The 12,733-nt window shown below is 39.3% G+C and carries 7 protein-coding genes; 5 read left to right on the plus strand and 2 right to left on the minus strand.

The window, feature by feature from the left end:
• The first annotated feature begins 299 nt into the window (after nucleotides 1–299).
• From IKK64_04530 to scpA, 4 genes are all read left to right on the plus strand, one after another.
• On the plus strand, nucleotides 300–2,459 hold the full coding sequence (locus IKK64_04530; GenBank protein ID MBR4119327.1) for a GH92 family glycosyl hydrolase: 2,160 nt from the start codon (nucleotides 300–302) through the stop codon (nucleotides 2,457–2,459).
• Nucleotides 2,460–2,474: 15 nt separating this feature from the next.
• The gene (dnaG, locus tag IKK64_04535) at nucleotides 2,475–4,556 is read left to right on the plus strand and encodes a DNA primase (protein MBR4119328.1); all 2,082 of its coding nucleotides are present in this window, start codon (nucleotides 2,475–2,477) and stop codon (nucleotides 4,554–4,556) included.
• 258 nt (nucleotides 4,557–4,814) lie between these two features.
• Entirely contained in the window at nucleotides 4,815–6,674 is a 1,860-nt protein-coding gene (gene mutA / locus IKK64_04540) for a methylmalonyl-CoA mutase small subunit (protein MBR4119329.1), read from the plus strand.
• 5 nt (nucleotides 6,675–6,679) lie between these two features.
• Nucleotides 6,680–8,818: a methylmalonyl-CoA mutase gene (gene scpA / locus IKK64_04545; GenBank protein ID MBR4119330.1), complete on the plus strand. Its 2,139-nt coding sequence runs from the start codon at nucleotides 6,680–6,682 to the stop codon at nucleotides 8,816–8,818.
• Between the two features lie 420 nt (nucleotides 8,819–9,238).
• Here the strand turns inward: scpA and IKK64_04550 are convergent, their stop codons facing one another.
• A complete protein-coding gene (locus tag IKK64_04550) occupies nucleotides 9,239–10,375 on the minus strand; it encodes a DUF5009 domain-containing protein (GenBank protein MBR4119331.1) in 1,137 nt (378 codons plus the stop codon).
• Nucleotides 10,376–10,688: 313 nt separating this feature from the next.
• On the opposite strand from IKK64_04550, the gene IKK64_04555 reads away from it, so the two are divergent.
• Nucleotides 10,689–11,237 (plus strand): hypothetical protein, encoded by a 549-nt coding sequence (locus IKK64_04555; GenBank protein MBR4119332.1) that lies wholly within the window; start codon nucleotides 10,689–10,691, stop codon nucleotides 11,235–11,237.
• A gap of 176 nt (nucleotides 11,238–11,413) precedes the next feature.
• Here the strand turns inward: IKK64_04555 and IKK64_04560 are convergent, their stop codons facing one another.
• Nucleotides 11,414–12,733 (minus strand): TolC family protein, encoded by a 1,320-nt coding sequence (locus tag IKK64_04560; protein MBR4119333.1) that lies wholly within the window; start codon nucleotides 12,731–12,733, stop codon nucleotides 11,414–11,416.

The following is a 12,733-nucleotide window of genomic DNA, read 5'->3' on the forward strand; positions in this document are numbered from 1 at the left end:
ATTACCTTTGTCAGTGCAATGATAGATAAAACAAGCGTTCTTTGTGGCTGTTGTAGGGTATGTGCAAGAGATTAAAGATGCTGTTTCTACCAACTTTCCCTTCTATAAAAAGGCAACGGATAGGTAGCAATTCTTTCTCTAATACCCACCATATACGGCTATTTCTGCCAAATTTAACAATATGGTGAGGTAACACAAAAATGGTATATGTACCAACCACTTATCAAATTTCACCCTCATCCTGCCATTTTTACGCAAGTTCTTCGTATCTTTGCTAAAAGATTTAATAACTATACATTATGCGCAATTTTTTATTTTTGATTTCTATACTCATATTTGCAAGTTGTAGTAAATACGATAAAGCAAAGGATTTTGCTCAGTTTGTAAATCCTTTTGTTGGTACTGATTATACAGGTAATACATATCCGGGTGCTACTGTTCCGTTTGGTATGGTGCAACTCAGCCCCGATAATGGGTTGCCCGGTTGGGATAGAATTGCCGGTTACTTTTATCCCGATAGCACTATTGCAGGGTTTAGTCATACCCACTTGACTGGTACCGGTGCGGGCGACCTTTATGATATTTCGTTTATGCCTGTTACAAATCCTTATAACGAGGCTGAGGCTCCATTGGGTATTCACTCTAAATTCTCGCACGATAGCGAGGTTGCAGAGGCAGGGTATTATAAGGTTCTTTTGAAAGATTACAACATTAAGGTTGAACTTACTGCTACTGAGCGTTGCGGTGTTCAACGATACACCTTTCCTAAGGCTGAGGCATCGGTATTCTTAAATTTGGCAAAGGCCATGAACTGGGATGCTACTATTGATAGCCATATTGAGTTTGCCGACTCGGTTACTATTAAAGGTTACAGATACTCTACCGGTTGGGCTCAAGAGCAGAAGATATTTTTTGTATCAAAACTTTCACGTCCTTTTAAATATGCCAAGATTGACTCTACGGCTCTTGACAAGGGTGGATATGGTGTTATTGCAAGAATGGATTTTGATACCAACGAAGGAGATACATTGATTATAAGAACTGCAATTTCGCAAACAGGTATTGAGGGTGCTGAGTTAAATTTGCAAGCAGAGCATATTGAGGGTGGTTTTGATGCTTATCGCAAAGCGGCTTACGATAGTTGGAACAGAGAACTTTCAAAGATTGATATTGAAAGCCCCGATACTACGATTTTACGTACATTTTACACTGCTCTTTATCATAGTATGACTGCTCCTACTATTTCAAGTGATGTTGATGGCAGTTACAGAGGTGCTGATAAGTTAAATCATAGAGACAGTTCAATGGTTACATACGGCACATTCTCATTATGGGACACTTACAGAGCAGCACACCCTCTATATACATATATCTGCCCCGACAGGGTAAATGATATGGTTAAGTCGTTTTTAAACCACTACAAAGAGTTTGGGCGACTACCTGTATGGAGTTTTTATGGCAACGAAACTGATATGATGATTGGCTATCACTCCGTTCCTGTTATTGTTGATGCTTATCTTAAAGGTATTGGTGATTTTGATGCTGAAGAGGCTTTAAATGCTTGTGTTGCCACTGCCAATGTTAAAGGTTACAGGGCTTTGGATGAATATAAGGAGTATGGTTATGTTCCCTACGACATTGAGAAAGAGTCTGTTTCAAAAACAATTGAGTACTCTTTTGACGATTGGTGCATTGCCCGAATGGCTGAAAAGATAGGTAAAAAAGATATTGCTGATGAATTTGCAAAGAGAGCAACATTCTATCGCAACCTATATAACCCAGAAACGGGATTTTTACAAGCAAGAGATAGCAAAGGCTCTTTCATTAAAAATTTCAAACCCGGAGAATATACCGAACATATTACTGAGAGCAATACATGGCAATATCTTTTTGGTGCACATCACGATATTATGTGGATGCAAGAGCGTATGGGAGAAGAGTTATTCTTAGATAGGATGAACGATTTGTTCTCGTTATCGGTTTCGGATGATTTGCCTATATTCTCAACCGGTATGATTGGCGAATATGCTCATGGTAACGAGCCTTGCCACCATGTTACATACGTTTACAACCATATTGGTAAACCTTGGCTAACTCAAAAATATGTTACCAAAGTTATGCACGAACTCTATAACGATACTCCTTCGGGGTTGTGCGGTAACGAGGATTGCGGACAGATGTCGGCATGGTACGTTTTCAGTGCTATGGGATTTTACCCTATGAATCCTGCTTCGCAGATTTATGAGATTGGCTCACCTATTGTTAAAAGTGCAAAAATTAATTTGAGCAATGGAAAATGTTTTACTATTTTTGCACCCGAAGTTTCAAAGGAGAATATATACATTCAAAAAATATTGCTTAACGGTAAGGAGTGTGATATGAAATCAATCTCTCATTCTCAGATTATGGACGGTGCAACTATTACCTTTGAGATGGGTAGTACTCCCAAAACAGAATAATTAATTTAACTACGTATGATTGACCAACTTACAATTGATAAAATTATGGATGCCGCCGATATTGTTGAGGTGGTATCGGACTTTGTATCTCTTCGTAAACGTGGTGTCAATTATATTGGCTTGTGTCCTTTCCACGATGAGAGGACTCCTTCGTTTAGTGTATCTCCCTCGAAAGGTATTTGTAAATGTTTCAGTTGCGGTAAAGGTGGTAATGCAGCCCACTTTATTATGGAACATGAGCAGATGACATACTATGAAGCAATAAAGTATCTTGCTAAAAAATATAATATTGAGATTGCTGAACGCGAACTTACCGAAAAAGAGAAAGTGGCTAAGACTACTCGCGAAAGTATGCTTATCGTGAATGAGTTTGCAAAGGATTTCTTTACTAAAAATCTTACAGAAACTGACGAAGGTAGAGCAATTGGTTTATCATACTTTAAAGAGAGAGGGTTCAGAGAAGATATTATTGAAAAATTCGGACTTGGATACTCTCCCGAAAAACGCGATGCTTTGGCAGAGGCTGCTAAAAAAGGTGGGTACAACAAGGATTATCTTATAAAAACTGGCTTGTGTATAGAGAGTCAGGATGGCACTTCACTTATTGACAGATTCAGAGGCAGGGTTATTTTTCCTGTTTATTCATTAGCAGGTAAGGTTATTGCCTTTGGAGGTAGAATATTAAAAACTAACGACAAGACTGCCAAATATCTCAATTCGCCAGAATCGGAAGTGTATCATAAGAGTAATGTTCTCTATGGTATTTACCACGCTAAAAGTGCTATGGTAAAACAGAACAACTGCTTTTTGGTTGAGGGTTATACCGATGTTCTGTCGATGCACCAAGCTGGTATTGAGAATGTTGTTGCCTCATCGGGTACTTCTCTTACCAACGGACAAATCAGGCAGATACACCGCTTTACCGAAAATATTACCGTTTTATATGATGGCGATGCTGCCGGTATAAAGGCTTCGCTAAGGGGTATTGATATGCTACTTGAAGAGGGTATGAAGGTAAAGGTTGTTTTGCTCCCTGATGGAGATGATCCCGACTCTTTTGCTAAGAAACAGAGTGCATCGGAATTTACCGAATATATTAAAGCAAACGAAACAGACTTTATTACCTTTAAAACAAACTTGCTTATTAAAGATGCAGGAGAAGATCCTCTTCGTAGAGCAGGGCTTATTACAGATATTGTTCAATCTATTTCGGTAATACCAGATGAGATTACTCGCTCAGTATATATTAAAGAGTGTAGCAGAATAATGGAGACTCGCGAAGATGTTCTGCTCAAAGCAGTTGCAACGGAACGTATCAAGAAGGCAGAATCGGGACCTTCGCCCGCAAATATGCCTCAAGAGAGCGCTCCAATAAGTGCTAAAGATGAACATCCCGACTCCTCTCCCACCCCTATCGGTATTGATGTTAATAAAAAATCGATAGTAGAGGTTTACGAAAAGAGTTTGCTTAGATTTATTATAAAATATGGTTTAACTCCTATGTTTGACTCGAATGGCGAGGTTACCGATATTTTATCTTTTATTGTTGATGAGTTAAAGAAAGATGGCATTGATTTTTCAACTGAGATTTATGCTCAAATGATTAACGAGGCTCTTGAATGCAGAGATGGATGGGTGGAGCAATTTATAAACTCTGAGAACCTAAAAGGGAAAGATAATAGAGGTATAATTACATACGAGTGTATTGATGCTCGTACCGAGAAGGACAAAATCAACTACTGGATTAAATATATTGAAGATATTAACCAAGCAATAACCAAGCACTTCTTAAATCACAGAGATGAAGTTATCAGCAAAATTGCGGTTGATTTAATCAGCGAAAAATATCGCTTAAGTAAAAAGCAAACTATCAAGAGTGATGAAGAGCGTGTTGTTTCTCTTGCTCGCAGAATGATTACAGAGTTGAAAGATGCTATTATAAGCGAGCAGATTAAGCAACTTAACGTATCACTAAAAGAGGCATTCAAGAATAAAGACAACGAAAAGGTTATGCTTCTTTTGAAAGAACTCAACAACTATAACGCTATTAAGGTTCAGTTGGCTAAAGAGTTGGGAGAGAGAGTTATAAATTGTTAGTTGTCGGTTTCGTAAACTCAACCGCCCCCTTCGGGGTAGTTGTTAGTTTTTAGTTAATAGAGTCTTTAAGGTCTTTTAGGTCATTAGAGGAACTAATGATAAATAAGCAATCCTAATTTTTAATAGATTTATCTACTATAAAATTTCCTTTTATTAAAATCTTTATTTAAATTTGCCAGATACAATGTTTTTTACAATTAATGTAATTACATTGTTGATTGAGAACTATTATTTTAACATATTAAGTCTGGAAAGACTATGGCAAACAGTAAAGAAAAATTATTCGAACAATTCCCGCCAGTATCAACAGAGGCGTGGATTGAAAAAGTTACGGCCGACCTTAAAGGTGCCGACTTTGAGAAAAAACTTGTTTGGAGAACAAACGAAGGGTTTAATGTTAAACCCATGTACAGAGCCGAGGACACAGAGGGTATGAGTTCTACAAATTCTGCTCCCGGAGAGTTTCCCTTTGTACGTGGTACTAAATGCGACAATGTTTGGTTAATTCGCCAAGACATTAAAGCAAGTGATGTTGTTGCTGCTAACGCAAAAGCAAAAGATGTTTTAACTAAAGGTGTTACTTCGCTTTGCTTTAAAGTTGAGGCTGACAGTATTAACGCTAACGGTATTGCTGCTCTTCTTAATGGTATAAACATTGAGGAGACCGAGATTAACTTCCGTTGTTGCGTACGCCAAGCAGAAAACCTTTTGAATGTATATAAAACTTACATCGATTCTATTGGTGCTGACAAGGAGAAAGTTAAAGGTTCATTGAATTACAATCCTTTCAAAAAGCTTCTTGTCAGAGGTAAAGATATTGAGAACTTAGCAGATATTTGCGCTAACCTTGTTAAGGCTTCGGCAGAGTTACCCAAATTCAGAGTTTTGGCTGTTGATTCTGTTATGTTGTGCGATGCAGGTTCGTATATATCTCAAGAACTTGGTTACGCTCTTGCTTGGGGTAACGAGTATATGAGTATGCTTACTGATAAAGGCATAAGCGTTGATGAGGCTGCTAAAAACATTAAATTCAATTTTGGTATCTCATCAAACTTCTTTATGGAGATAGCAAAATTCCGCGCTGCTCGTATGTTGTGGGCTGAGATTGTTGCCGCTTACAAACCTGCTTGTTTGTGTGCTGCCAAGATTGCATCTCACGCAGAGACTTCAAAATTCAATCTTACAGTTTTTGATGCACACGTTAACTTGTTACGTACTCAAACTGAAACAATGTCGGCTGCTTTAGCTGGTGTTGATTCAATTTGTGTTACTCCTTTTGATGCAACATATAAAGAGAGTGATGAGTTCTCAGAGCGTATTGCTCGTAACCAACAACTATTATTGAAAGAGGAGTCGCACTTTGATAAGATTACTGATGCTTCGGCAGGCTCTTACTACGTTGAGAATTTAACAGCCTCTATTGCCGAACAAGCATGGAAGTTGTTTAAAGAGGTTGAGGCAGAGGGAGGATTCTACTCTGCTGTTAAGAGCGGAAGTGTTCAAAACGGAGTTAACACATCGGGCAATGCTCGCCGTAGTGCAATTGCTCGCCGTAGAGAGATTTTATTGGGTACTAACCAATATCCCAACATCAACGAGAAGGCAGCCGATAAGATTGTTAAAGCAGAGAAATGCGGTTGCTGTGGTGGTGGTAAATGTGAGCCTGATTTTGCCACTCTCGATTTCAGTCGCGGTGCTACTCAATTTGAGGAGTTACGTTTGGCAACAGAGGGTAACGACAAACAACCTACTGTATTTATGCTTACAATAGGTAACCTTGCAATGCGTCTTGCTCGCTCACAATTCTCTGGCAACTTCTTTGGTTGTGCCGGTTACAAAATTATTGACAATCTTGGTTTTGACACAGTTGAAGAGGGTGTTGAGGCTGCTGTTAAAGCAGGGGCTGACATCGTTGTATTGTGTTCAAGTGATGAGGAGTATGCAACTCTTGCTCCCGCAGCCTTTAAGGCGTTAGACGGACGTGCAATGTTTGTTGTTGCAGGAGCTCCTGAATGTGCCGAAGAACTTAAAGCTCAAGGTATAGATATGTTTATAAATGTTCGCAGCAACGTTCTTGAAACTTTGCAAGCGTTTAATAGCAAACTTTCAATAAAATAAGAACTATGAGACCAGATTTCAGTAACATAAATATAAATGACGCATTTGCAAACGGAGCAACTTGCGTTGCATGTAACTCGGAGGCTAATTGGATTACCCCCGAACTTATCCCCGTTAAGCCTATCTATACCAAAGAGGACTTGGAGGGAATGGAACACCTAAACTACGTTGCAGGTATGGAGCCTTATTTGAGAGGTCCTTACAGCACAATGTATGTTATGCGTCCTTGGACTATTCGCCAATATGCAGGTTTCTCAACTGCCGAAGAGTCAAACGCATTCTATCGCCGTAACCTTGCTGCCGGACAAAAAGGTTTGTCGGTGGCTTTTGACCTTGCTACTCACCGCGGTTACGATGCCGACCACGAACGTGTTGTTGGTGACGTTGGTAAAGCAGGTGTATCAATTTGCAGTCTTGAGGATATGAAGGTTTTGTTTGATGGTATTCCTTTGAACAAAATGTCTGTTTCAATGACAATGAATGGTGCTGTGTTACCTATCCTTGCTTTCTATATTAATGCAGGTTTGGAACAAGGTGCTAAATTGGAAGAGATGGCAGGTACTATCCAAAACGATATTCTTAAAGAGTTTATGGTGCGTAATACATATATCTACCCACCTGAATTCTCAATGAGAATCATCGCTGATATTTTTGAATATACTTCAAAGAATATGCCTAAGTTTAACTCAATCTCAATCTCGGGTTACCACATGCAAGAGGCTGGTGCTACTGCTGATATTGAGTTGGCTTATACTCTTGCAGATGGTTTAGAGTATCTTCGTGCCGGAGTTAATGCAGGTATGGATATTGACGCATTTGCTCCTCGCCTATCGTTCTTCTGGGCAATAGGTATGAACTACTTTATGGAGATTGCCAAGATGCGTGCTGCTCGTATGTTGTGGGCTAAGATTGTTAAACAATTCAATCCTAAAAACCCAAAATCATTGGCATTGCGTACACACTGCCAAACTTCAGGATGGTCGCTTACTGAGCAAGATCCATTCAATAACGTTGGCAGAACTTGTATCGAGGCTATGGGTGCTGCATTGGGACACACTCAATCACTTCACACAAATGCTTTGGACGAGGCTATTGCATTGCCAACTGACTTCTCGGCTCGTATTGCTCGTAATACTCAAATTTATATTCAAGAGGAGACTTACGTTACTAAAGAGGTTGACCCATGGGCAGGCTCTTACTACGTTGAGACTCTTACTAACGAATTGGCTCACAAAGCGTGGGAGCATATTCAAGAGATTGAGAAATTGGGTGGTATGGCTAAAGCCATTGAGACTGGATTACCAAAACTTCGCATTGAAGAGGCGGCAGCAAGAACTCAGGCTCGTATCGACTCAGGCAAACAGGTTATTGTTGGTGTAAACAAATATCGTTTGGAGAAAGAGGCTCCTATTGATATTCTTGAGGTTGACAACACTCAAGTTCGTAAACAACAAATTGAGCGTTTGAATACCCTTAAAGCAAACCGCGATGAGGCTGCTGTTAAAGCAGCATTGGATGCTATTACAGAGTGTGTTAAAACCAAAGAGGGCAACCTATTGGATTTGGCTGTTAAAGCAGCAAAAGTTCGTGCAACATTAGGAGAAATTTCAGATGCTTGCGAGGTTGTTGTTGGTAGATATAAAGCAGTAATTAGAACTATTTCAGGCGTGTATTCATCAGAGACAAAACAAGATTCAGACTTTATTCGTGCAACAGAGTTGACCGAAGAGTTTGCTAAGAGAGAAGGTCGTCAACCACGTATTATGATTGCCAAAATGGGACAAGACGGACACGACCGCGGTGCAAAAGTTGTAGCAACAGGTTATGCCGATTGTGGCTTTGACGTGGATATGGGACCATTGTTCCAAACTCCGGCAGAGGCTGCTCGCCAAGCTGTTGAGAATGACGTTCACGTTATGGGAGTATCTTCACTTGCAGCCGGACACAAAACTCTTGTTCCTCAAGTTATTGAAGAACTTAAGAAGTTAGGCAGAGAGGATATAATTGTTATTGCCGGTGGTGTTATCCCCGCACAAGATTATGACTTCTTGTACAAGGCTGGTGTTGCTGCTATATTCGGACCCGGTACTTCGGTTTCAAAAGCTGCATGCCAAATACTTGAAATCCTTTTAGGAGAGGAATAAAGTTGTTAGTTTTCGGCTAATGCCACCCTGCGGGTAGTTATTAGTTGTTAGATAAGCGAGTTGCTCATACGAGCAACTCGCTGTTGTTTTAAGACTATTAAAGTTATAAAAGGCCCAAAAGGGCATAAAAGGCTTTTATTAGGGAAGAGAGCTAAGATAACTATGGTAACTATAACAATTAGATAAAAATGCTTACCAATTTATTACCCCTACCCCCTGCGGGTACTTCCCCTACAAGAGGGGAAGAGTTTGGCTTGTTATTGTGTTTTTATTGTTATTCTAATAACTACCCCAAAGGGACGGCACTTGTGCCGACAACTAACAACTAACAAAGCCACGAGTAAGTGAGAGCAGAGTTAAGTTTACTTGAACTCTGCCGAGCGTGATCAGATTCAACAAACGAATGTTTGTTAACTGGCATTACACCTTTAAATATATTTGGTGCTTATACATATAGCGGAGTATCAGGTATATGATTGTGCAGTTGCTAACGGCTATGATAAAGGGATAATATGCTCCAATGTATTGTTCTAAGCCATGCAATAGGGATTGTGACACACTACTGAAACTTACTACTATTGTGAGCATATAGGCTGTTATGGAGTTCATTCCATATACTTTTAATAGTTGGGTATGTTTTTTATAGCCTTTTACGTCTATTATCCAATAGAAAAGTGCCATTAGTACGTAACACCAGCCACTGCTGTATATGGTCATTGAACTTGTCCATAGTTTTTTGATTATGGGATGTACGTATCCTAATAGATAGCCTAATACTACTAATGCTATTCCTATATATAGTAGTTGTTTAAATTTTTTTATTGCGGTGGTGTTTGTGTTTTTTAGTATTATTCCTGCAAACATTCCCGACATTACGGTTACTACAAAGTTTAGTGAGCTTACTATCCATGTGTAGTTATACCAAGGGGCATATACTACCTCGCCGTTTGCTCCTATGGTTGCCATATCTCTGAAACGACCTAACACTGCTCTATCTACCCACTCGGCAAAGTTGGCGGTTGGGGTGTAATTGCCTGCTCCGTAGCCTTCGACCGATACGAACTGCATTAATGCCCAATATATGAGTAGCAATGATATTGATACTGCTACTTGTGTTGTGGTTTTTAGGTTTATAAACAGAATTGATGATACTAAATATCCTAATGCTATTGATTGTAGTGTGTTTGAGTAGAGATATATTCGTGAGGGGTCTAAGGCAAGCAGGTTGCCTTGGCATATCATTCCGAATATCCACAATATTATAAAGCGTTTTATTATTCGCTTATATATGGGCAGACGTGGCTGTGTTCTATCTCGTTTTACTGATGATAGCGAAAATGGTATGGTTATTCCTGTCATAAAGAGGAAGAGTGGCATTACTAAATCCCACGATGAGAAGCCTTCCCACTCTACGTGTGTAAAACACCACATAAATTTATTAAATGCCTCGCTATCTAATGCGTGTGCTAATGGGTGTAGTGTTGTTTCTAATACTACTAAACAGAAGAGGTCAAATCCTCTTAATACATCGAGCGACTCTAATCGTTGTTTTGCCATTGTTATCTATCCTCTCCTTCCCCCCATAGTGAGGGTTCTTTTTATTTGTTTATTTTTTCTATTACTTAAATGTTTTTACAAAGATAGTGCAAACCGAGAGCAGAGTAAAACTTGTTTTAACTATGCCGAGGTGCAGCCTATTTTCGCAGGATTTTATTTTGCAAAGATAGTGCAAACCGAGAGCAGAGTAAAACTTGTTTATTCTATGCCGAGGTGCAGCCTATTTTCGCAGAAGTTTACTTCTGCAAAGATAGTGTTTTTTGAACTTTTTTTGAAGTTAAATGTATTTATTATAAATCTTAATTTTATTGATATGGAGAAACTTTATCTTATTGTTGCTCTTGGTGCTATTTTTGCTTTTAATGGCGAGGCAAAAGATAGATACCATAAAGAGTTGAACAAAGGCATTGTGGTTAGGGATACTTTAACCCTTAACAGTTTAGAGATTATAAATTTGAATGGTCACGACTCTATTGTGAGTATGACGGAGGAGAAGATTCCTATTTATAGGGTGCTTACCGAGAAGAGGGGTAATGCTATGACTCCTCGCGATTGGGCTGAGTATAAGACTGAGAATATGAGACACCGCCTCCACTTGAATAATAAGCAGACCGAGAAACTTTTTAAACTTAATTTGATGGAGAGCAAAGAGCGTACTAATTACAAAAAAGAAAAGTTTGCTATGAGAGCAAGACACTTAAAGAAACAAGAGAAAGCTGAAGAGCGTTTTGTCAGTTCTCTAAATCCTGTTCAGAAAGTTGCTTACGAGGGTTACAAGGAGCGTGAAGAGTGTCATCCTCTTTCGGTTAAGTGTTGTAAGGTTAAAGGGCATGGTAAAAAGATGGTGGCGGTCAGAGAGTAGTTCTCAGTTGTTTGTTATTGGCTAATTACTCTAATTAGTCCAATAAGACTAATAGACTAATAATAAATAGCAAAAGGTTGTTACTTGTGGGTAACAACCTTTTGCTTATTAAATGAATAGAATTATAATTATCTTTTCGGCGGACGTGGCAGGCCACGTCCCTACTTGGTTAACAACTACAAATTTCCTATTGCTCGGAGATATTCGGTTTCGTATATCTTGTATTGCGACTGTGCTTCGATATAGTTGCTGTATGATTGTTGCCACTGTGATTGTGCGTCTAACAAATCGGTTAGGGGTGCCATTGATTGGTCATAACGATTTCGCATTACTCGCAAGTTCTCTTCGGCTTGTTTTAGTGCTATGGTGGCTGTTTCTATCATCATATAGCTGTCTTGAACGTTACGTATGGCTTGTTGTACTTGCAGGTTTAGGAGTTTTTTGTTTTTATCGAGTTCTAATTGTGCGTTGGCAAACTCTAATTTTGCTTTTTTTACTTTCTTAAATCCTTCGCCCCAATGCAAAATGGGTATTTGCACTGCTAACATTGCTGTTCCTATTCCGTCTTTGAATTCGCTGGTAAAGGGCATATACATTCCTCCTCCTACATCTACCATTGTCTCCATTTTTATGTTTCCAAAGTAGGTGTATCCTGCCGATAGGGCTACCATTGGTAACATATCTGCTCGTACCATTTTTATCTGTTGTTCGTTTATATCTACGTTCTTCTGCAACATTGTCAATTCTGGTCGGTTGCTTAAATCGTCACTTAATGAGAGCATTGGCTCGGCTACAAATGTGGTATCGGTTAATTCTATTTGTGTGTCGTAATCGGCTCCTATTACTCTACATAATGAGATTCTACAAAGGTCGGCTCCGTTTTGTACTTTTTGTGTTTGGTATTTTATCTCGCTTCGTTTCGCTTCTACTCGCAACATATCGTTTTCTGTTGCCATTCCTACTGATAGTGCTGCTTTGGTTTGGTTGTAGATTGTATCCATTTGGCGTGAGTAACTCTCCATCATCTTTACTTTACGACTTACTGCCAAATATGTCCAGTAGGCGTTGTCGGCTTCTACTATTACATCCATTTGTGTCATTCGTTGTTGCTCTTCTGCTACCGACTCGCCTATTTTCGCCATCTTGCGTCCTGTTAGGATTTTTCCGCCTGTATATATGGGTTGCATTAACGAGAGTCCTGCCATATATGCTCCATCCATTCGCATTTCGGCTCCCATTCCTGCCATTTCGAGCGGAGTCATATATATTCCCATTCCTGTTGCATCTACCTTAGGCAGAAAGGCTGTAACGGTTGAGTATTTATCTATTTGTGCCTGTTCTATTTTATTGTCACTTTTCTTTAAATCCTCGCTATACGTTAATGCTCTTTGACGGCACTCCTCTTGTGATAGTGTGAGTGTGGTTTGTGCATTTATATTTTGCGACAATATTACGGTTAATAGTAATACTATTACTGTTTTATATGTTTTTATCAT

The organism is Bacteroidales bacterium, from assembly GCA_017521245.1.
In the GTDB taxonomy this organism is placed as follows: Bacteria; Bacteroidota; Bacteroidia; order Bacteroidales; family G3-4614; genus Caccoplasma_A.